A 21,470-nucleotide genomic window follows, 5' to 3' on the forward strand; every position below is an offset into this window, starting at 1 on the left:
ATAATCATACGCTTTATAGTGAAAATCGTTCAGTTAAAAACTTCGCAACGCCATCTTCGTTATGATGACCAATCACAGCGGTGGCGGCTTGTTTATTCTTAATATTGGCATTTTCTGGTGCATAACATTCGTCTGCAATTTCGAACATACTTAAATCGTTATCACCATCACCAAAACAAATGATTGATTCAATATTGTGCAATGCTTTTAATTTAGCGATTGCAGTACCCTTGGTGGCTTTTGCATGATGCACATCTATCCAGCGGTACGATTCATGCTCTATGGCTTGCCCTGAATAGGCGATTAAATGGTTGAGTGCTTCAATGGTGTTGTGAGCCGAAATAACTTCATCACTAGGGCCAATCATACTGATGTTGGTAATTTGAAAGTCGTGATTCAACTTGCTTAAAGGCAACATGCGCGTTTTTGGTGATAACCCAAATTGCTCTAACAATGCTTGTTCAAATCGGTTTTTATATTCTCCGTGAAAAACAATGCGCTCTCCTTGTGCGTCCATTGCATTAATGAATGGGTGCGCAGAGTTCGATATCATTACTTCAGTTGCAGCTAATGTTTCATCGAGGCCTAAACAATTATCAAAGCTAAAACGTTGCTGTTTCGGGCAAAAAGTAACAACACCATTGGTATATATTTGAGGTAGAGAAAAAGTGTGACCTTTTATAATGTCTTCTGCAGATAAAAAGCTTCTGCCTGTGGCAATGGTGTAGTGAATTCCTCGCTTGTCCATTTCGCGAAGTGTTTGCAATGTAAATGGAGATAGCTGCGAGTGCTTGTTAAGTAAAGTTCTATCAAGATCAAATACAACGAGTTGTTTTATTTCTTGTTGAGTATGTATATTCAAGCTGAGGTTCCTAGGTTGAAATATCAAAGAGCATATTCTGTGCCGATATAAGTTTCTACTTGCAAAAGCCTAACATAGATCATTGATAGATGATTGAAGTCACAGCCCAATAGCAACACTTAAAAGTATGTCTAAAGATTATGACAGAGGTATCACTCAGGTTTAGTCATCCATTCATTACACTGGGTAGTTTGTCACGAATAAAATCAGCTAATGCTTTAATGTGGACGGGAACACCAAGTCTTGACGGCATCACTAAACTTAAGTTTGCTGCTTGTGTTAGGTATTCAGGCAATACTCGAACAAGCTTTCCGCTTTTAAGCTCCGATTTGCAGACATAATTAGGCAGTGAGGTAACACCAAGCCCAGCAATGGCTGCGCGTTTGAGTGTGCTCATATCTTCAGAGCAAAGTTTGGCTATCACCGTTTGCGATATGCTTTGGCCATTGCCATCAAGGAGGTTAATGGTGTTCGCTTGATTAAAGCGACCGACCTTTAAGAAGTTGAGCTGAGCCAAGTCAGAGGCATCTTTTAAATATGTCACTTTTTCTAACAGAGCGGGAGAGGCGAATAACGGCCAGTCGACTCGTGCAATAGAACGTTGGATCAAGCTTGAGTCGGGTAGGTCAGAGCTATGCCCCCGAATTGCCAAATCGACGCCTTCTGCGATCAGGTTAGTCATGCTGTTTGAAACGCGCTGTTCTATTTTTACCTGCGGATGTCGCTCGGCGAACTCAATCAATAACTCCCCTAGAGCGTATTGAGCAACTCCGGTTGAGCAACTGATCACAGCTTTGCCAGAGAGTTCACCTTGGGTATTCTTCATGGCAGACTCAGCCAGCTCCATGGCATCAACGAGCTTACGAGCATGCTCATAGAAGTGCAGGCCTTCTTGTGTCACCGCGACATGTCGAGAAGTGCGTTGCAGAAGTCTAACACCTAGGCGGACTTCAAGTTGCGCGACGTGTCGGCTCAACCGAGACTTTGGCATTTGCAGTGCTGTAGCCGCAGCCGTGTAACCTTGCTTTTCTACGACGTGCACGAAGTAGTAATAGTCGTTGAGATCTAGTTTCATGAACCCCCTGAGCTTGTTCTAAATATGGAACGATAGGTTCGATTATTGTCTGTTTTTGTGCCAATTCCAAGTTGTTATAGTTATTTCAACGCAAAGAATTCAATAGGAAATAGCAAAATGACGACTTATGAAAACAAAAATGAAACAATTAATTTCTCGCCAGTGACAGGTAACCCCCTTAATATTGGCGAAGGCTTTATCGGTTTAGGCTTTCGCCATAAGCAATTTAACGGTGTGATGGACCCCTTGATCATGGCGGATCATTATACGATGACAGTACCCACTTTTGGCGCACATCCTCATGCTGGTATCTCAGCGGTATCTGTATTGTTTGAAGACACTGAGGGAAAGTTTAATAACCGTGATTCGCTGGGTAATGACTTTGATATTGCAGCGGGGGATTTATATTGGCTCAATGCCGGTAGCGGTGCAATTCATGATGAAGCACCAAGGCCGGGGGCTAAAATTCATGGCTTACAGGTTTTTGTAAACCTACCTACAAAACTAAAACATAATGCACCAAGTTCACTGCATATAAAGCGTGAAGACATGCCAACTCTTGAGGGGCTAGGTTATAGAATTCGTTTGGTGTTAGGAGAAAGTAATGGACACTCTTCACAAGACAATGCTGTTTGGCCTGTGACTATTTTAGATGGTTATGCTGATAACCAAGCCCTGTTTACTCATCAAATACAAAGCGGATTTAACACATGGCTATATGCCGTTGAGGGCGATATTGAGTATCAGTTAGGAGGACATTGGGCAAGTTTAAAGCAAGGCTCATCAATTGCACTCACTTTTGAGCAGTTACAACAATTAACGGTGCGAGGAGCAGTTTCTAAACAAAGTCACTTTGTTGTGATGTCGGGTGAGCCGATCAAAGAAGCGTTTGTTCAACAAGGTCCATTTGCCATGACAACGCAACAAGAAATAGATGATGTTGTGGCCAAGTATGAAGCTGGGGAGTTGGGGCAAATAGGTAAGAATTAGCATTTGATTGCAAAGAAATGTTCACTCACTTTGTGCGAGTGAGTGAATACATGTGTTGAGTGTGGTACAAAGCTTTTTATAAAACGACCAAACAAAAGTTTGCTTTACAAGGAATTCATGCGTGTATTAACCACATTGAGTGCGCTGCTTTTATCTCTCGCACTCTCTTTTATTGTATCTTGGCAGGCTATATCGTTTGTTAATTTTGCCTACCCGGTTTGGTATCACGTTCTAGAAATCGATAAAACTATCGCAAAGTACGGCCCTCAAAACCAATATCGTTCTGGTTTCGAATCTACCTCCCAAGTTCAGCATATTCAGTCTTTTGAAGAGATAGCTCAGAGTATTGAACTACCACTAGAGCAAGTTAAGCCTGCGTTACAATCGATAGTATATAGCCCCAAAGGATCATACCTGAGTAAACCCTTATTACATGACGCTGAGGTACAACACTTATACGATGTCGCGGTGTTGTTAAATCACATTCAAACAACATGCTATGCTGCGTTTATTATCTCAGTTTTACTGTTCTTATTGTCATTTCAATGCCAAACAAGGGCTCAAAAAACGGTGTGTTTGAGAGTCAAAGATGTCTATTTAATTATGCTAAGTTTACTGTTACTGGGTTTAGTATTAATTGCGTTAATTGGCTTTGAAGCTGTGTTTTATCAGTTGCATGAATGGGTATTTCCTGCTGATAATCAGTGGTTTTTTTATTATCAAGAATCTTTAATGACTACCTTAATGCAAGCACCAAATCTCTTTGCTTATATAGGAGGCTTGTTACTTATCAGTATGCTGGTTGTTCAGTTCTTAACTGTGTTTGTTTTACAGCGTGTTTTATCTAGCGCGATGTATAGAAAGCAGGCTTATTTACACCAAGCAGAGGCTTGATATAGAGTCTTAAAGTCTACTTTAGTGGAGCTCGCTTAATTTGCATGCCTTATGTTAAACCAAGGCATGCAGTTTCTTAATCTAAAAGGCCGTGACTTAATCTACCAAGCAATAAATGCGTGTAAGCAGCTCTTGGGGGGCAACCTCACGCAGATCGTTTAAGTACTCTTCAAACGGCGGAAAGTCTTTTAATTGATATTGACTACTCGGCAAATACTCACCAAACAACCAGTCATAAGGCTTTTCAAGTTCAGGGTAATCTCCCTTAAATAGCAAAGACACAGAGTTAGAAGCAGGAATGCTCATTACTTCAAATTCGTGCTCTTTTGGCAGGGTAGTTAAATCAACCGTAATACAAGCTTTTGACCTTAACTCATCTGTTTTAACAGTTTTAGGGTCGTCGTAGTAAATGCCAAAGTAGCGTGTTTTATCGTTAACTAGGCCGAGTTTGCCTGCCATCATTGAAAGTTTCTCAAATGCTTGACCGATCTGCATATAGTCACCGCTATGATCAATGGCGATTAAAGAAAGCGCGGGCGTTGTGTGTTGTTCAACTTGATACATGGTTTTGTATTCCTTATCTGATTTTGGATAAAGCATGGTCACTTGCTTAGTAGCTCTTGCAATACGATATTGGTTAGGTGTTTCTCTATAGTGTTTACTAAACGCCCGGTTAAAAGCTTCAACACTGCCATACCCAACTCGCTTTGCAATTTGCTGTTGAGACAAGTCACTACGCACTAAATATGCCGCTGCTTTTAATAACCGCATTCTTCTTACCGTAACATTGATGGTCTCTCCGGCAAATTCACGATATATCCGATGAAAATGATAGCTAGACATACAGGCCACATCAGCAAGTGCATTGACATCCAACTCACCATCTACATGTTCATAGATGTAGTCGATAACACTCAAAAGGCGTTGCTCATACTGATTTTTAGTAACAAGTTTATGGTTCATGGTTTCACTCAAAATCTAAGTTAAGATAATTGCGCAGCGACATTGATAAGGTAATGCAAAGCCGTTTGATAATGTTTGCTAACTTTAGTTTGTAACCTAAATCAATACAACAAAATGAAAAATAGGCTTAATAAACAATGGATTTTGTCTTACCCATTTAAACCTTAATTGAATGAATATAAAGGATAAAATTTTTTCTGGATGTTTTTTAAATGTCTTAATCATGGCTGCTAACAGCAAATACCTAGATAGTTTCCGTCAATGATTAAGCAAGTGCTAAGACATGCTTGCTAGTTTTTCTACATTTTTATATACGGAGTTTATATATGTATTACAAAAGTTTAATTGTCCTAGCTTTATTTGGCGCAGCCAGTTTTCAAGCCTGTGCACATAGAGATATAAATTATATGCCTGAGGATGGGTATGCAAGCACTGTTGGCTCAGAGTATGTGACGCCCTCAATCAAAAGAATGCTTAAATCAAATCAGAAAATTAAAGATCTGGCGAAGCTGAATTTTGATGGAGAAGTAATAGTACAAAGGCTAACTGAGCGAAGTTACTGGCTACAGTATGACTTTTATAGTGTCATTTTTTATGTCGGTGATGAAGGGGTGTTACTACTGGACCCACTCGCGTATGGCAAAGGTAAAAAGGTGTTAGAAGGGATCCGTCGGGTGACGAATAAACCTGTTACTACCTTGGTTTATACCAGTAGCCGAGCCGATCATTTAGAAGATGCAACGGTATTTGTTGAAGCCGCTGAAGCAAAAGGCGTAAAACTTGAGATAATCGCGAGCATAGAGTCAGCGAAGGTCATAAAGCAAAATAGGAAAATTCCGGCTCCTACTAAATTAATTTCTCTAGATAAAGGGTCATTTGAATTTGAAGGTGTGACAGTAAAAGCACATGGCTTAACCAGTACCTTAGAAGAGCACGATAGTGCTATTTGGATTATCGAACAAGATAAAGTGGCCCATCAACCACACCTATTGAACCCAGATCAAATTCCGTTTATGAACTTTGCGGGAGCGAGAAGCTACGATAGTTATAAGATGCAATTAGCACAGGTGCAATCATTTGACTGGATATTTTTATCTTCAGGGCATGGAGATATTGGCACAATGGCCGATGTGCAGTTTACCCAGCAGTATATAAATGACATGGAAAAGTCAGTCAGAATGGCGTTTAAAGAGTATCGCGAAAAAGGGTTAGGTGAACGCGAATTTAATAATCATCACGCAATGTTCCATGCAGGCAGGGACTATGTGAATGTGAGAGCTGTAGAGCTTTTAAGAGAAAAGTATGGCGATGTATATGGTTTTGAAGCTGCAGTGCAGTCTCATATGAATATGTTTTTAAGCCCTCTACTGAGATAACTGTTTACGCAAGTTTGGAAGGTATTACGGCACTTATTTAAGGGCCGCGACCTTAGAGATGTTTTGTGCGATTGCACTTAAGTAATGAGCCCACTATGATGTGGGCTGATTTTGTTTTTACTAATATGCAATGCTTGAAAAACTACAAACAGCTTCTAGCTACCAAATCTCACAGGTTAAGGTGTACCCTGATTTAAATACCATTGAAGTGAACGGGCAGAGTCAAAGAGTCGAACCAAAGGTGATGGTGCTCTTAAATTATTTGGCACAGCATCAAGGGGAAGTATGTAGTAAGCAATGTTTAATTGATGCGATCTGGCCCAACCAAATCATCGCAGATGAGGCATTAACTCGACTTATCTTTGTTTTGAGAAATGCGTTAAAAGACGATGCTAAATCACCTCAGTACATAGCAACAGTTCCTAAAAAAGGCTATGTGTTGCTACAGCCTATCACTTTGCCAGAGCAGCGTTCAAAGAAGCAGCTACTCATTTTGTTTGCTTCATTGTTTATTGTGTTTGCCAGCTTATGGGCGATGCAACTTCAGCCATCAGCAGAGTACAACATCATTAAAAGCAAGCCAATTACCTTTCAAGAAGGGCGGGAGTATGGCTTAGTTGAAGGGCCGAATTTCTCTGCTTACTTTCATCAATATCAAGGCGAAACTAGGCTCATGGTGGCCGAGCAAGATGGATCTTATCGTCAGCTAGTCAGTGATGAGTGGCAAAAGCGCAGCTTACAACTGATTAAGAATACTTTGTTTTATGTGCGTTTCAATGACACAGAAAGCCAGATAGTCAGGCACACTTTATCAGCACAACCAGAAGTACTGTTTACCAGTCAACGTCCTATCTATCATTTAAGTCTTAATAATGAACAACAAATATTGTTGTTTACGCAATACAATGACACTGTGAATACGGGGTTATATCAGTATTCTTTTATCGACAAGCAAGTATCAGAATTTCTATTTAACACCGCTTATGTCCCCGCTGTTATTGATCAACATTTTTACGATACGAATACTGACAAATTGATATTTGTTGGTGTGCAGGGGCGTTTTCCGGTTATTTATGGTTATCATTCCGAAAATGCGATTTATCAATTTGAAATTAAAGGGTTCGATAGCATAAACAGCATCGCACTAGGAAAGTACGAAAATACACTTCTAGTGGCCGGTAGCTATCAGCTAACTCGAGGTATTTGGTCGGTAAATACCGTTTCTAATGAAGTGACAATGTTACTCAATGCGAATGATGATGTGATCACCGCAGCAACTATGGGAGCTGATCTTCAAAGTGTTTTCTATACTTTAGAGAGTCATCGTCAAGATATTGTGGCGCTAGATTGGCAAGGCCGTAATATAAATTTACCTGAGCTAAATTCGACTCTGAGAGAAGGGCGGGCGCAATATTCGAAAGACAATGCACGAATTTTCTTTTTTTCGGATAGAAGTGGCGACAGTGAACTGTATCAATATCATCTCAACACCTATGAAGTTCAGCAAGTCACGCATATAAAAGCCAGTGCTATATGGCATTACAGTTTATCAAATGATGGAAAGCATCTCGCCATTGTTTATTCAACTGACAAGATTGAGCTAGGCATAGTGGATGTGAGTAATGGGCAATTAATACAAACAACTCAACTAGATGAAATTAAGTTTCCATTAGCTTGGAGTAAAGATGATCAATTTATCTATGTCAGTGAGCACCGCAGTCAAATTGCGATGTATTTGTATGATTCCAGCTCATTGACAATAAAGCAAAAGCAAGCGCATTTAGGGTTGAGTGCGGTAGAAGTGGCACATAAAGAAATCATTGCCTTTGATTACACGAGAGATCAATTTGTTCGTTATAACTTCGATCAAAAAGCAGCTAAACCTGTTAGCCTAGTTTTACCTAAAACGACTCATCTAGCCCCGCATAGAGTCTATGTTGATGAGGAACTAGCATATATTATTGATACAAATGACGACTCACATAGGCTTGATAGAATTCAATTTGCAGAATCAAGTAAAGGTTGGCGTACTCGTTTATTGGGGGAGTTTAATAAAAAAGCACGTATACAAAGTATAAACCCTGAACAGCAAACATTGCTTTTTTCTAAAGGTTATAGCGCTCAAAGTGGCAGTATTATTGAGCTTGAGTTACAGCCCTAAAAGCTCACTCTGAGTCGCATTAAATTCTAGCTGTTTACTCGTCGTCGTAATCAGCAAAGTCTGCTGATTCTCTAAAACCAGGCTTTGCTAGGATCTCAACATAAAATGACGTTAAGTTTTCATCTTGTGTTTTATCAATCATCTTATTGATTTGTGATAAATGCACAGTTTCGGCTTCAGCTTCAGTATTACCGAATTTGCAGTCAAAGTCCCAGTAATCAACGCCTGCAGGTAGCTTTTTATTACGCTCGCGTTTTACATACTTTTTCAGCTCATGCTTAACCGCGTCAACGCGGCGTGCGATTTTGATTTTAGGGTGAGTTAGTTCAAATGTTTTTTTCATAATTGCCTTCAAGCAAACAAGGACTCAAGCAGCCGTTAGCTGGTCGAGTAGGGGCATTGATAAACGAGGAAACTCGCAATTTAATCAATATTAACTTTAGCAGGTAAGTTTACGCGATAATTAACGAACTGGCGAGTTAGATACGCCTCGGACTGCGTAAAATAACGAGTAGGAGATTTGTAAAAATAGGGGGCTGAAATAGCTTCAGCCCCCTCATTAATTAAGCGCCTGCTGTGATTGAGATTTGGTTGGTGCAGATGCAAGTTTAGTTTCAAGGCGCTCAAGTTGCTCAACGAGGGCACTTTGCGTCATTTCAAGCTGTGCGATGCTACCGCCAATTTCTAACTGTTTTGAATCTCTGGTTTGTGCTTGAGATTTTAGTTTATCTATATCTGCGCTCAATGCAGTTAGCTGACCTTTGATTGATTGCGCTTGATCTAGTTGCTCTTGTAAAAGAGAGAGCTTTAACGTCATATCAGCTTGATTATCTGATAGTGACTTAATACTAGAGGCAGTATTAGATTGCGTTTTATTTTGTTGTGATTGTGAGTTTTCTAATGCTGTTGTTTGCTCGCGCAGTTTTTTTATTTCTGATTGATTGCGTCGCCAAGCTGATGCCCAAAGCTTATCCATTTGTGTCCAAAGCTCATCGGTACGCTCGGTAATGGCATTAAGCTTTGCTTTGATGGCGCCTGCAGATTCACCCATTTCTTCACCAGTAGCAGATAAAGCTCGCTCAAGTTCGAGAATTCGTTGCTCAGAGGCAAACAGTTTCGCCTGAGTCTTTAAGTTTTGCTGGTGAAGTGTATAACCGCCAACGGAAAAGCCAATGATTGAAACGATACAAAGCCATAATGCAGCATTACTTGATTTAGCAGGTTGATGATTAACCGTCTCGCTTTTGTCAAATGCAGGCGCTTTGTGATTCGATGGTGCTTGAGACTGCTTAAAGTCTTTAACCTGGTCTAAATCGGGCATAATACTAGGCAGCTCAGGTTCAATTCTTTTACTCAAAACATTTACCTTTGGTTTGGGGTTAAACAGAATCAAGAAGCTTACTGTAAAATGTGTATCGATGGAACAATACGTCGATGTATAAAAGTGCTCAAATGGTTAAACTAACTGTAATAGTGTTGATATAGAAACTTTCAATTTAGGGTGAGCTGCTCAAAGAGAGCATGGTGGGGAGTATGAATGCAATCAAGAGAAAATGAAAAAACAATAATCGCTCAGCTAGGTCAGCCTGTTTTGAAGCAAAAAGCACAAGTTGTAGAAGATATTCTCGGCGACGAATGCCAAAATTTAATAAAAGACATGATGTCTACGGTGAAAGAGGTTGGTGGAGTCGGGATAGCTGCGCCACAAATTTATCACAGCTTGCGTATTTTTATTATGTGTTCAAAGCCTAATGCACGATACCCCGATGCACCTCAGATGGCCCCTACTGCTATCATCAATCCCGAGATAATCGAAGCCAGTGAAGAAATAGAAAAAGGCTGGGAAGGTTGCTTGAGTGTACCGAGTATGCGGGGTTTAGTGCCAAGGCATTATGCTGTAACAGTGAAATATCATGATTCACAAGGGCGAGAGCATGAATCTGTATTTACAGGTTTTATTGCACGTATTTTTCAACATGAAATCGATCATTTAGATGGCCTGACTTTTATCGATAGACTGGAGTCAATGGAAGATTTAGTGAGTGAAAGCTATTGGTATGAGCATCATGCAAAAGGTGTTTAATTCTTTTAAGAATAAGTATTTAACGCAAATTTAAATGTATAGGTTTTGTTTTTTTTGTGTAACTTGAATGTTTCTCGATGTTTTTTTTGTGGTTACCTTGTCTTTTTTGTTTGATTTTTAAACGCTTGGGGTGTAGTTTGCGCATACTTTCATTTTGTAAGGAGATACTCGAAATGAAAGTAATAATAATTAATAAAATTAGAAGGATATCTAAATGAAAAATTATCTATTTGCCGCATCCCTTGCACTAGGTGCTACGTTTACCAGTCAAGCAGCAGTTGTTGAATGTGTTATTAGTGGTACACCTTCACCACAACAATGGAGCGAGCAATTCTGTTCAAGTGGCACTTCATCAACTGCCTCATCTGTTGTTTTTAGATTAAAAGCAAGTAAGCCAATTGCTGAAGTAACTTGGACACACTTTAGTGAGCATGATGGGTACTGGAATTGTCGTAATGGTGAGTATTGTCGATTCAATAATCGTACAGTATCAGGGAACGGCAGTGCTCAGGCGTGTGCTAGACGAGTACTATACAAAGATGGCACATGGGAATCTTTAAACTCATGTGCATATGGCATGTATTGGTATGGCAGTCCTGTATTTAGTCGCAGTTTTAATGTTGATGTGGCAGAAGAACAGCTTATGAGCAGTGAAATTATTCAATAAGTATGAATGCCAATAAAAGGGCCCTATAAGGCCCTTCTTAACAGATAACTTGTCTTATATTTTAAATCTCATTTTTTTGTTTCAGAATTTCGTCTAATTTAGCCTCTACCCTTAATATATCTTCTTTTGTTGCCAGTGGTTTCTCTGGCTTACTTTCTTCTTCATGCATGATCTGCATGGCATCAACAATGATACCAATGAATAAGTTTAATACCGCGAAGCTGGTGGTAATAATAAACGGGACGAAGAATAACCAAGATTGCGGAAATAGCTCCATCGTTGGGCGCACTATACCCATTGACCAACTTTCTAAGGTCATTACTTGAAATAAGGTATAGGCTGATGCGCCGATAGTGCCAAACCACTCTTGCATATTTGGATCAGGGTGTTGCCCAAAAAGTTTAGTTGATAGCACGGCCGAAACATAAAAGATAATTCCAAGTACACCAATGACTGAGGCCATACCTGGCAGTGAGTGGCCAAGTGCACCGATAACTCGGCGCATTTGTGGCACAATTGAAAAAAGTCTTAGCACCCTTAATATTCTGAATGCGCGAAGTACTGACAATGGGCCAGTTGCAGGAACCCAAGATATGGCAACGATAAGTAAGTCGAAACAGTTCCAACCAGATTTAAAAAATTTAAAGCGGTATACAAAGAGTTTGAGTACGAGTTCTATTGTGAAAATGATAAGGACGACTAAATCAATCTTAGCTAGTAAGACTGAGTTAGTTTTGCCAAATTGGGTGGTTTCAATACCTAATGTGATTGCATTAAATAAAATGACTGCAATAAGAAAGTTTTGAAAAAATTTTGCTTCAACAAGTGCCGCCAACTTAGAAGTTAAATTACTTTGTGATGCCATGGCTCTGATATCGGTAAAATGAGTGATATGGCATAGTTTGGGGTGAATATTTAATTTTCAACATAGAATCGATGAAGTGTAGGTTTGGCATCGATGAGTTACTTGAAAAGAGAGAGCTGGGACTTGCAGCTGTGAGAAAAGAATAAATAAAACGCTTATTAATGCGCCTTATTTATTCTTAATTGAATTAGGTTAGTCTTCTGGCCCTAATAACGTAAAGGTTAAATGTTTACGCATGTCTTTTAAAATCACGCCTTTTTTAAGCATTGCTGCGCTTAAGCGTTTCTGCCATTTTAATAAATCAGGTTTTGCCGCTTCTAGCGATTGCTCATCTTCAAATTGAAAGCACAGTAAAAGCGAGCCAGGAAATAAATGATATTCCACATCAAACCAACATTGCAGCATGCCAGGAATTTCTTCACGACCTTGCGCTTCGATCATATCTGCGATTTGTAAAACTAAGGCCTGTTGCTTTTGTTGTACTTTTGAAAGCTTCTTCATAAATGAACCAAAAAGACAAAGAGTTAATACTGCAGGAGTATACCTGAGCTTGAGTGGCTAAAATAGTGAGAAACAATGCGACAAGCATTACTATTTAAGCAATGTCATAACTCGAAAATATATCTCATTCCGATTCAATCTTTTCTAGCGGTCAATAATTTATTACTGTGCTGCGCTGAGTAAAAGCTTTAAAAATTATCTTCTAATTTAAGTTTTCCTTCGTATAAGAAGTTTTCGTCTTAACCGATGAATTGATTCAGTCGGTTTTCTGGTCTGTAAGTTAGTAACAGTATTAATAGGTTAACGCTATGTCTTTCATTGCTATGGTGAGTTTGGCTGTATTCGCAGCAATACTCTTGGCACTATTTAAAATACAACAAAAAGAGGCGCCGCTCTCTCGGTTGGTATTAATTGGTTTATCTTTAGGTAGCGTGTTTGGTCTGGCACTGCAATTCTTCTTAGGAGAAGGGCACGCTGCGATTCAAGAAACCTTAGCTTGGACCAATGTGGTCGGCAGTGGTTATGTCGGTTTGCTTAAAATGATCATCATGCCATTGGTGTTGGTGTCGATGATAGCGGCAGTTGTAAAACTCGATAAGTCAGGGGCACTTGGCAAAATCAGTGGTATCTCCATTTCAATTCTTTTAATCACCACTATGATTGCTGCACTGATTGGTATCACCATTACGCAGCTTTTTGGTCTCACCGCAGAGGGGCTAACCGAGGGCGCTCGCGAAACCACTCGACTTGTTGACTTAGAAACGCGAATGGAAAAAGTCAGTGATTTATCTATTCCTGAAATGCTGGTGAGCTTTATTCCAACTAATATTTTCCAAGATCTCGCATGGGACCGCTCTACGTCGATTATCGCGGTGGTGATCTTTGGTATCTTAACAGGCATTGCAGCACGTAAAGTGATGCAAGAGCGTGAAGAGTTAGAAGCACCTATTCGTACTTTTGTAGAAACATTACAAGCCGTGGTCATGCGACTGGTAAAAATGGTGATTTCACTGACTCCTTATGGTGTTGCGGCTTTGATGGCGAAAGTTGTTGCGACGTCTAGCCTAGCTGACATTCTGAATTTACTTGGTTTTATCGTCGCGTCTTATGTCGCTATTTTATTAATGTTTGTCGTACATGGCTTACTGGTGGGTTTGTTTGGTGTAAATCCTAAACAGTATTTTCAAAAGATTTGGCCTGTGTTGACCTTTGCTTTCACCTCGCGAAGCAGCGCTGCAACGATACCGCTGAATGTTGAAACACAAATCAACAAATTAAATGTACCACCTGCCATTGCTAACTTATCTGCGTCATTTGGTGCAACCATTGGTCAAAATGGCTGTGCGGGTATTTACCCTGCAATGTTAGCGGTGATGGTTGCACCAACTGTAGGCGTTGACCCGATGAGCTTCTCTTTTATTGTGTCATTGGTTGCGATGATCACTATTAGCTCGTTTGGTATTGCTGGCGTTGGTGGGGGCGCGACTTTCGCAGCCTTGATTGTATTGCCAGCAATGGGGTTACCTGTGACGATAGCGGCCTTACTTATTTCTATTGAGCCACTGATTGATATGGCGCGTACCGCGTTGAATGTATCAGGTTCAATGACAGCGGGTACCATTACTCATCGTATTTTGGGCGATGCAGCTAATGCAGAAGTCGTATCGGATGACGTATCTTCGGCACAATCTAACGAGCAGTTTTCAAAAGCGTCCTAGTCTCACTCACGAGTGCTCAGAGTTGGGAGTGCGATGCTTTCAACTCTGATTGCTCAACACCTACATGTTCTGAAAAGCATTTATTACTTTTTAGCTGTGTTTACTTTTGAAAGAAATGAAGCGAACACAATGCCACAAGACACTGAAATTGCAGTAGAGAGTGAGTATGGATGTTCAGTAAAAGCTGAAATCAAAAAGTAGAATAAATTGAAAGCTGTCAATCCTATCAGAAGTTTTACGTAGATATTTGAAGACATTGATTTTGCTTTTTTAGAACAGGTTCATTCTTTTGTACCTAAAAAGATTGTTTAATACAAGCCATCCATAGTAAAACTTAGCACTATGAATGGCTTAATAATGAGGTCTGTTAACCTGAACTTTGGTTATTTAGTTATAACTGGCAAGCGTTATTCGCTAACTTCCAAACTCCCCATTCACCGGTCGTGCCTGGCTCTTCCCCTTTAGTCCACCAACCCGCTTTATAAATATCGCCTTTGTGGCTGACAAGTTGGTTTGCTAAGTACACGGTATTACGATCCCATGGCTGTGCACATGAAGCATCAGACACGGTAATTGTGCGAACGACTGTCGTAGTTTGCTGTGCACTATCAGACACGCTATAAGTCAGTTGATATTGCCCAGCTGTATTTGTATCAACGCTGCCTGTAACCGTGATGTTTGCTGTCAAATCACCATCTTCTTCATCAACTGCCTTGACACCTACGAGGGCGTCAAAGCTTGAGCCCACCGCCAGCTGTACATCGCTCAAACCACTAAACACAGGCTTATTGCTGTACACTTCAACGGTTCTGGTCGCTTTGGTTTCGTTGCCAGCAGAGTCACTGACGCTATATACCAATACGTATTGGCCTGTTGTTGAAGTATCGACATTGCCCGAAACCAGAATATTACTGGTTAAGTTGCCATCTTCTTTGTCGGTTGCACTAATACCAGCCAGTACATCAAAGGTGGCGCCTTGACGAACACGTGTGTCGACCACACCAGAAAAAACTGGGGCGCTTTTTGGGGGCTCGATCACTTGACCGTGAATAAATGGGCCATAGCTTTTAATAAAGCTTTGGTTATAAGCTGTGCCTGCCGCATTTGTACCCATATCCCAATTGACTGACCATGTCATCACTCCTTTAAGTGGTTGACCTTGTTGTTTTAACTGATTAAATGCGTTGTACAGGTTATTTGGGTCTTGAATATAGCCAGATGCCGCAGCATCGTTATTGGTTGGAATACCAAACACGAGTTTGTCGTGTGGAATTTTATGGAAACCACGAGTCCCGTTGGCAAGCGAGTCAGACATATAGTAAATAAACTCTTGTTTAAGTGACTCGTTGGTTTGTGCTATCCAACCCACACCATCAACATACACACCGTCACCACCTTGGTTGTAAAACTGCGGATTGATCCAATCGTAATAACCATTGAGCGCGGTGATGTAAGGAATATACTTACCTGCCTGCGTTAAGTAGGGGAATTCTGGCGCCATGGTCACCAAAAAGTTTTTGCCTTGTGCTGCATAATGATCTTTCACAAGGCGAAGAGCAGCAGGGATCACGGTTTGGTTATCGTCAGCAGTAACAGCTGTTTGTTCAAGGTCGATGTCTAAACCATCAAAACCAAACTTATCAGTCAAGCGGATGATCTCATCAGCGAATGCTTGTTCGTCACCGGTTTTTAGGCCAATTAATGCATCAGCGCCACCTAGCGCAAGTAACACACTACGGCCTTGGCTATTCAGTTTCGCAATTTGAGCAATAAAGTCTTGCTCTGATAGCCCAATTTTTGGGTCGAGTTTAAAAGTCGGAATACGTCCTTCTGCAAGGTCATACACCTTCATAAATGAGACGTTCACGACGTTATACTGGCTGTTAACTTGCTCAAGCGTCACACAAGGCGCATTACCACCTTTGTATCCCGCGCCATCACACCAGTTATGCCAATAACCGACAACGACACCACTTGGTTGGTTAACCATTAGGTCACCACTGCTCGCTAATACACTGCCTGAAGCAAGTGATGAAAGGCCCATTGCAACTGCTGCAACTAGGGTATTTGATGTTTTCAACATGTTATTAATTCCTTTTGTTGTTTTAATGCCATGCAATAATTTGCAGGCGAGTTAGCAACCTAAACTCGGAGTAAAACGACAATTCAGACTTTAGGCTCGGTAAAGACAAGGTAGAGTACGACCATCGATCCTTGATGTACCTTGTGTAAAATAATTGTAAATAAACTACCGTCATCTACATGTGTTTGGAAAATGAATTTTTCTAATAAAGGTACTTTTTAATGTCAGAAGGGGGAGTTAGGAAGGCGCGGGATAAATACAAGAATCGTGCTACTGCACGATTCTAAATTTTCATTAATTTAAATTTAATCATCTAATTAATATTAGATATTGAGTTGCTATGCCTTAATCTTTCCAGCATTGCGTGATTTGCGCACTTTGACAAAGCGCAGGGTGAGTCGGGCACATTTGCCAAGAATATGGATCTGGCGTGAAGTAACCCGCAGCAATTTTTGCTGTTTGGTCATTACTCAAAGATTTTTGTGAAAGTTGTTTAAGTGACTGCTTTTTGATTTGTAGTTTCATAATGTTTCCTTGTAAATAAAACGTTAAAAAATTATCGGTAAAAAGCGCACTTTGGCAAATGAAAAAAATGCAACTGGATGGCTTTTAAAAGAAGTGAAGCAAGATTTAAAAGGTGAGAAGAGCAGTCTTAAGAAACAAGTGCTGATGTTTTTAAATACTTTTGAACGAAAGCGATAAATTTGACTATTGGTTAATAGTCGTTGAGTTACGAAACTATATTAGCAGCTTTTTAGAATTGAGAATTCATTGACTCTAAATAAAAAAGGCGTATTTGAGTTATATTCATATACGCCTGTTCTAATTTTTAAAATTGTTTTAGTTCTCAGGGAACATTTCTTCTAGAGATAACCCAGATAATTTTTTTATTGAGTTTAGTAAATAATAGAGCGCCACAAAAAATAAAATCATGCTTGGTATGGCTATCACCGGGTAGCTGAGTGCAGTCATTCGGCCAAGTTCATTGTTGAATGCTTCTGTACCTGTTGGACTCACGACAATCATTTTCGCTAAGATGTAATTCATCGCAGAAGAAAACAAAAAAGAACCGCCTAGGATATTCGATGCTGTGGCTTGTATCTTAGGTAGTTTTTCTAAGTTACCTTTTTCTGCGAGTGCTTTTTCTATGCGCGCCACGTCTAACGTATTTTGATTAAACAACATTGTTTTTAAAAGCGGGTACTTAGTGTGTTGACTGACAAAAATCGCGATTGCGATTAAACCCGGTACTAGTGCTTCTTTAATGGCAATATATTTCACGTCGAGCTCTAGTAAGCTTATCCCACCAGTCAATAAGACAGAAACAATACCTAAGATAGAAATAAAACTAAATTTACCGACTTTCTTTAATTCCCAAAGACCAAACCCTAGAGGAAAGGCAAGCGCTACCGCAACACCTAGGCTTGGGCCGAGGTGTTCTTCACCTGAAAAGCGAGTCAGGATAATAACGGGCACTATGATATTGAATAAGAGCTGGCTGAAAAATCCACTCGGTTTGTTTTCTTGCTGCGTCACAGAAACCTCATATTAGTAACTAAAGCACTGCAGCAGTGTACTTTAAAGTCATCGACTACACCAAGCAGATAAAACGCGTTTTTCTGTGTTTCATCTCGAAACATTTCGTTACGTGAATTACTCATAGTGACTCATTACTTGACCCTCTTATGAGGTAAACTTATGAAAACTACCAAGGATGAAAATATGATTAAACACACTAGATATCACTATATTGATAACCTTCGCACCATTGCATTATTACTCGGCATAGTGTTTCATGCGGCGCTTGCCTACGGCGCATCGTTTCAAAATATCTGGCTTACGTCGGATGTGACTAACCATATAGTTTTCGATTTTATCGCGAAGTGGACGCATTTATTCAGAATGCCCTTATTCTTTGTTATTGCGGGTTTTTGTGGGGCTTTATTGGTCAATTTAAGAGGTGAAAATAACTATCTATTTAATCGTTTTAAACGGGTATTTCTACCTTTTCTAGTATTTCTGCCCATAATTTTAGCTTCAACCCTCGCAATCTCATTTTGGGCTGCGTCTTTTGTACAATACCGCCCGCCCATTTTTTATTTATTTGAATTAGTAGAAACGCCGACCATTAGCACCATGCATTTATGGTTCTTATTTAATTTGTTTCAGTTCTGTCTTGTGTTTTGGCTATTATCTAAATGGCAAATTGGTTTTCAAGCCATCATGGATTTTATAAGTCGACCTATTTTTCTTATTGCGGTGTTACCTCTTGTTGTTGGGGTTTCTATGTCGCAGCAGATGATACCATTTCCTCCACCAGATAAACTCTTCCCTCAGTTATGGTCATATGGCTTTTATGGGGTGTTGTTTTTGGTTGGCGCAAGCCTTTTTCATCACCATAGTGTGATCCAAAGTTATGAAAAACAGTTCACTTGGCTGTTACTTATTGCCATTGTGAGTAGTTACTTTTATTTTGCCCATTTACCAGCTCCGTTGGCTAGAGAAGAGGTGGTGACGGCTTTAAACAATGGCGGGGTAGTTCATGTTGAAGTTGATGCTTTTTTAGTTGTGATGCAAACCATCGCCATTCTTAGTTGGACTGCTGTTTCCTATCTATCAGGTTATAAATGGTTGAATAGGCCCAACAATTTAAGCCGTTACCTTTCAGATGCTTCTTACTGGGTTTACCTTATCCATCTTCCTATCTTGATGGTGATCCAATATGGTTTAATCAACACTTCATTCAATGTGTTTATAAAATTCAACGTATCGATATTAGTGACTTTCGCTTTATCTATTTTAAGTTATCACTTTTTTGTAAGAAGTACGTTTGTAGGTAACTTTTTAAATGGTAAGAAGCATAGCGTTAAAGGGGTTAATAAACTGGCTTAAATGCACCTGCTTTATAAGCTTTATCAACGATTCTGATTAATTCTGCATTAGATATATTAAGTTTATGTTTTTTACTGAAGCCAAAGGAGGTTTTTTGGGCTCTTGTTTTGTCTAATGAGATAGGTGAAATCCATAGGGCTGAAAGGTCTTGTTCCTTAGATAGAGAAGCAAATTTTTCAGGGCTTACCATAAGAATGTCGATGCGGTCTTTGAGCAATAATGAAAATCCCACTCTGGCGCTTTGAATTGAGATCTTGTCTAGAGATGTGTCTTTATCGAAACGAGGGAAGTAACTTTCACCTCGCGCTACGCCAATAATCTTGCCGTAAAGGTCTTCATATTTTGTAATTGTGATTTTTTTGCTTGAGATAACTTTCAATTGATCTGCTGTTTTGAAAGGCGCGAAAAACGCAAACTGCTTTCTAGGTGTTGTTGGACTTAAACCTGCAACGACATCTACTTCTCCACTTTCTAAGAAAGCCACACAGCGGGCAAAGTTAGGTGACTTAACAAATGTAATCTCTTTATTTAGCACAGTGGCAAGTACCCTCAGAGCATCAATGTGCATACCAGAAGGCGAAGGCTCGAGTATCTGATAAGGAGGGTGGTCGTCAATACACGCTTTTATTGGTTGTGTCTGCGCTTGGGTAAAATGTGTAGTTATTAGTAAAAGTATCAAACATGCTTTCACTAAGTGCATCTGCTTTGGCCTTTAATAATAACAATAAGTAAATTTTAAAGCATGCCTGTACATAATTTAACAGTTTATCTGTAAGTCATCTGACATACTTTAGATGGACTATTTTTAGTTTAACTCAATTATCAATTTTAAGGAAAGAATGAAAGATGAGCCGTTTGACGACACTTGTTATCTTATTTATGTTAACCCTCAGCGGATGCAGTGTAGATCCTGAAGTAAATTGCTTTTTAATCACAGGTTCACAGCATTGTGCTGAAAGTAACAAAGCGTTGAATAAACAGAATAAAGCACTCAAACAACGTTGTTTAAAAGCGCAATTTGACCACAAATTAGCAATTGAAGAGCAAGATAAAAGTGCAATTAAAGCGCATCAAAAATCTGTTGATAAGTATTGCTTTGATATGAAGGAAAAAGAGTAAGCGTTTAATGCTTACTCGATAAAAGTATGAGAACTACCTTTGACCTATAGTTAAACTTCCAACGCCTAAAAACTCTTCGCAAGTACTTAAGCTAATTTCTGCTTGAAATCGATCACTATAGATATCTCTATAAATAAGTCGATGTGTGTTTGCGTCATGGCAAAGTACCTCATAAAAAGTTTCTTTGGCTAATTTTGGTGAGCCAAGCTCAACACTTTCGCCTGCTGATGTTGCTGAAATAAAGAATGTAGCTGATGCGATCATCAATGTTTTAAATGTCATTTTAATATCCTTTTATTAAAAAATAACCGGACCTTTTTTAGGGTCGGTGAGATAATTTATCGTTTCAAATAAAAAATTCAAGTCTATTTACTGAGCTAAAATGATTTTCAGGTTTTTATAGCTGGAAAGTTGTTTGTATTTTGTAAATTAAGTAAGTAGATGTTGCATTTGATTGACTCTCTTAAATCATTCCCATAACTTGTTATTACCCAACACGGGTAATTACTTTTTAAGGAAAAAACATGAAATTAAAATTACAAAAGAAACCACTTAAATCATTATCAAAAGATTCAGCTTTACACTTGCAAGCAACTCCTCAAGTTGTCGGTGGTGTGAAGATCACTGAGTGGTGTAGTCGTGATAAAAAATGTCTTGTAACAGAAACCTGCTACGTGACTGACCAAAAAGACTGTACGCTGATGTAAACGGTATTTGATTAAGATAGTTACTAGAAAACCGATTCCATTCAAACAGAGCCTGTAGTTATCAGGCTCTTATTCATACTCAAAACACCTGCTAATTTATACTTCTTCAAACACCTGTTATCCTATGCTCATTCAGTATTTAGAGCATGAAGACATGATTAAAGAAAACGACATCATCGAAACACTTGAAGAGCTTGAAGCTTTCTTATTATTGGTTGAAAACGGCGGCTTAGGCCTAACTAATGTTGAAGGCGTTGCTTTAGCGACTAATAACAGTAATGGTCGACCATTTATTGCGGTATTAGATGATAAACACCAGCTTTTACTTGGTCATTGGGTATCGCAAGACGTTTTTGAGAATGGCAAAGACATGGTGCGTTTTGGAGTTAAGAAACGTCACTAATTAATTTTGCTTCTAGATAAAGGGAAGTGATTTATTTGTACACCAAGCCTTTTAAAATTGCTTCTCATATCAATGGCGACTTATTATTGCCGCAACTCGCAACTCGCAACT

Annotated in this window: 25 protein-coding genes; 13 read left to right on the plus strand and 12 right to left on the minus strand. The window is 39.5% G+C overall.

The window, feature by feature from the left end:
• Positions 1-13: 13 nt before the first annotated feature.
• Positions 14-862 carry an HAD family hydrolase gene (locus C1E24_RS06750; RefSeq protein WP_171040816.1) on the minus strand — a complete coding sequence of 283 codons (849 nt, stop codon included), beginning with the start codon at positions 860-862 and terminating at the stop codon, positions 14-16.
• 166 nt (positions 863-1,028) lie between these two features.
• Positions 1,029-1,937 (minus strand): LysR substrate-binding domain-containing protein, encoded by a 909-nt coding sequence (locus tag C1E24_RS06755; protein ID WP_138479972.1) that lies wholly within the window; start codon positions 1,935-1,937, stop codon positions 1,029-1,031.
• A 117-nt stretch (positions 1,938-2,054) separates the two neighbouring features.
• On the opposite strand from C1E24_RS06755, the gene C1E24_RS06760 reads away from it, so the two are divergent.
• Both C1E24_RS06760 and C1E24_RS06765 read left to right on the plus strand, forming a co-directional pair.
• Entirely contained in the window at positions 2,055-2,927 is an 873-nt protein-coding gene (locus C1E24_RS06760; RefSeq protein WP_138479974.1) for a pirin family protein, read from the plus strand.
• A 117-nt stretch (positions 2,928-3,044) separates the two neighbouring features.
• Complete coding sequence (locus tag C1E24_RS06765) at positions 3,045-3,821, plus strand: DUF1461 domain-containing protein (RefSeq protein WP_138479976.1); 777 nt, start codon at positions 3,045-3,047, stop codon at positions 3,819-3,821.
• Between the two features lie 96 nt (positions 3,822-3,917).
• Here C1E24_RS06765 and C1E24_RS06770 read toward each other — a convergent pair whose 3' ends face one another.
• The gene (locus tag C1E24_RS06770) at positions 3,918-4,784 is read right to left on the minus strand and encodes an AraC family transcriptional regulator (protein WP_138479978.1); all 867 of its coding nucleotides are present in this window, start codon (positions 4,782-4,784) and stop codon (positions 3,918-3,920) included.
• A gap of 326 nt (positions 4,785-5,110) precedes the next feature.
• Here C1E24_RS06770 and C1E24_RS06775 point away from each other — a divergent pair, with 326 nt between their 5' ends.
• Complete coding sequence (locus tag C1E24_RS06775) at positions 5,111-6,160, plus strand: hypothetical protein (protein ID WP_138479980.1); 1,050 nt, start codon at positions 5,111-5,113, stop codon at positions 6,158-6,160.
• A gap of 130 nt (positions 6,161-6,290) precedes the next feature.
• Positions 6,291-8,321 carry a winged helix-turn-helix domain-containing protein gene (locus C1E24_RS06780; protein ID WP_138479982.1) on the plus strand — a complete coding sequence of 677 codons (2,031 nt, stop codon included), beginning with the start codon at positions 6,291-6,293 and terminating at the stop codon, positions 8,319-8,321.
• 34 nt (positions 8,322-8,355) lie between these two features.
• On the opposite strand, the gene C1E24_RS06785 is transcribed toward C1E24_RS06780, so the two are convergent.
• Positions 8,356-8,664, minus strand: a complete 309-nt coding sequence (locus C1E24_RS06785) for a DUF6172 family protein (protein WP_138479984.1) — start codon at positions 8,662-8,664, stop codon at positions 8,356-8,358.
• 216 nt (positions 8,665-8,880) lie between these two features.
• On the minus strand, positions 8,881-9,678 hold the full coding sequence (locus C1E24_RS06790; protein WP_138479986.1) for a hypothetical protein: 798 nt from the start codon (positions 9,676-9,678) through the stop codon (positions 8,881-8,883).
• Positions 9,679-9,858: 180 nt separating this feature from the next.
• Here C1E24_RS06790 and def point away from each other — a divergent pair, with 180 nt between their 5' ends.
• A complete protein-coding gene (def, locus tag C1E24_RS06795; protein WP_138479988.1) occupies positions 9,859-10,404 on the plus strand; it encodes a peptide deformylase in 546 nt (181 codons plus the stop codon).
• 214 nt (positions 10,405-10,618) lie between these two features.
• On the plus strand, positions 10,619-11,071 hold the full coding sequence (locus tag C1E24_RS06800; RefSeq protein ID WP_138479990.1) for a hypothetical protein: 453 nt from the start codon (positions 10,619-10,621) through the stop codon (positions 11,069-11,071).
• 61 nt (positions 11,072-11,132) lie between these two features.
• Here C1E24_RS06800 and C1E24_RS06805 read toward each other — a convergent pair whose 3' ends face one another.
• Positions 11,133-11,936: an ion transporter gene (locus C1E24_RS06805; RefSeq protein WP_138479992.1), complete on the minus strand. Its 804-nt coding sequence runs from the start codon at positions 11,934-11,936 to the stop codon at positions 11,133-11,135.
• 192 nt (positions 11,937-12,128) lie between these two features.
• Entirely contained in the window at positions 12,129-12,437 is a 309-nt protein-coding gene (locus C1E24_RS06810; protein WP_058028923.1) for a hypothetical protein, read from the minus strand.
• 308 nt (positions 12,438-12,745) lie between these two features.
• On the opposite strand from C1E24_RS06810, the gene C1E24_RS06815 reads away from it, so the two are divergent.
• Positions 12,746-14,155, plus strand: coding sequence for an L-cystine transporter (locus tag C1E24_RS06815; RefSeq protein WP_138479994.1), 1,410 nt, complete (start codon positions 12,746-12,748; stop codon positions 14,153-14,155).
• A 33-nt stretch (positions 14,156-14,188) separates the two neighbouring features.
• Positions 14,189-14,356: a hypothetical protein gene (locus tag C1E24_RS20915; protein WP_171040818.1), complete on the plus strand. Its 168-nt coding sequence runs from the start codon at positions 14,189-14,191 to the stop codon at positions 14,354-14,356.
• Between the two features lie 190 nt (positions 14,357-14,546).
• Here the strand turns inward: C1E24_RS20915 and C1E24_RS06820 are convergent, their stop codons facing one another.
• Positions 14,547-16,238 carry an immunoglobulin-like domain-containing protein gene (locus tag C1E24_RS06820; protein ID WP_138479995.1) on the minus strand — a complete coding sequence of 564 codons (1,692 nt, stop codon included), beginning with the start codon at positions 16,236-16,238 and terminating at the stop codon, positions 14,547-14,549.
• Positions 16,239-16,583: 345 nt separating this feature from the next.
• The gene (locus C1E24_RS06825; RefSeq protein ID WP_138479997.1) at positions 16,584-16,763 is read right to left on the minus strand and encodes a hypothetical protein; all 180 of its coding nucleotides are present in this window, start codon (positions 16,761-16,763) and stop codon (positions 16,584-16,586) included.
• 51 nt (positions 16,764-16,814) lie between these two features.
• On the opposite strand from C1E24_RS06825, the gene C1E24_RS21165 reads away from it, so the two are divergent.
• Complete coding sequence (locus tag C1E24_RS21165; protein WP_276609846.1) at positions 16,815-16,940, plus strand: hypothetical protein; 126 nt, start codon at positions 16,815-16,817, stop codon at positions 16,938-16,940.
• 138 nt (positions 16,941-17,078) lie between these two features.
• On the opposite strand, the gene C1E24_RS06830 is transcribed toward C1E24_RS21165, so the two are convergent.
• The gene (locus C1E24_RS06830) at positions 17,079-17,774 is read right to left on the minus strand and encodes a VC0807 family protein (RefSeq protein WP_138479999.1); all 696 of its coding nucleotides are present in this window, start codon (positions 17,772-17,774) and stop codon (positions 17,079-17,081) included.
• Positions 17,775-17,936: 162 nt separating this feature from the next.
• Between C1E24_RS06830 and C1E24_RS06835 the strand changes: the two genes are divergently transcribed.
• Positions 17,937-19,130: an acyltransferase family protein gene (locus tag C1E24_RS06835; RefSeq protein ID WP_240721955.1), complete on the plus strand. Its 1,194-nt coding sequence runs from the start codon at positions 17,937-17,939 to the stop codon at positions 19,128-19,130.
• Here C1E24_RS06835 and C1E24_RS06840 read toward each other — a convergent pair.
• Positions 19,114-19,830 carry a substrate-binding periplasmic protein gene (locus C1E24_RS06840; protein ID WP_138480001.1) on the minus strand — a complete coding sequence of 239 codons (717 nt, stop codon included), beginning with the start codon at positions 19,828-19,830 and terminating at the stop codon, positions 19,114-19,116. The two genes, C1E24_RS06835 and C1E24_RS06840, sit on opposite strands and share 17 nt — an antisense overlap.
• 146 nt (positions 19,831-19,976) lie before the next feature.
• Between C1E24_RS06840 and C1E24_RS06845 the strand changes: the two genes are divergently transcribed.
• The gene (locus tag C1E24_RS06845) at positions 19,977-20,249 is read left to right on the plus strand and encodes a hypothetical protein (protein ID WP_138480003.1); all 273 of its coding nucleotides are present in this window, start codon (positions 19,977-19,979) and stop codon (positions 20,247-20,249) included.
• A gap of 33 nt (positions 20,250-20,282) precedes the next feature.
• Here the strand turns inward: C1E24_RS06845 and C1E24_RS06850 are convergent, their stop codons facing one another.
• Positions 20,283-20,531: a hypothetical protein gene (locus C1E24_RS06850; RefSeq protein WP_138480005.1), complete on the minus strand. Its 249-nt coding sequence runs from the start codon at positions 20,529-20,531 to the stop codon at positions 20,283-20,285.
• A 242-nt stretch (positions 20,532-20,773) separates the two neighbouring features.
• Between C1E24_RS06850 and C1E24_RS06855 the strand changes: the two genes are divergently transcribed.
• The gene (locus C1E24_RS06855; RefSeq protein WP_138480007.1) at positions 20,774-20,956 is read left to right on the plus strand and encodes a hypothetical protein; all 183 of its coding nucleotides are present in this window, start codon (positions 20,774-20,776) and stop codon (positions 20,954-20,956) included.
• Positions 20,957-21,110: 154 nt separating this feature from the next.
• Positions 21,111-21,359 carry a hypothetical protein gene (locus C1E24_RS06860; RefSeq protein ID WP_138480009.1) on the plus strand — a complete coding sequence of 83 codons (249 nt, stop codon included), beginning with the start codon at positions 21,111-21,113 and terminating at the stop codon, positions 21,357-21,359.
• Positions 21,360-21,470: the final 111 nt, after the last annotated feature.

This window comes from Pseudoalteromonas phenolica, assembly GCF_005876835.1.
Taxonomy (GTDB): domain Bacteria; phylum Pseudomonadota; class Gammaproteobacteria; order Enterobacterales; family Alteromonadaceae; genus Pseudoalteromonas; species Pseudoalteromonas phenolica_B.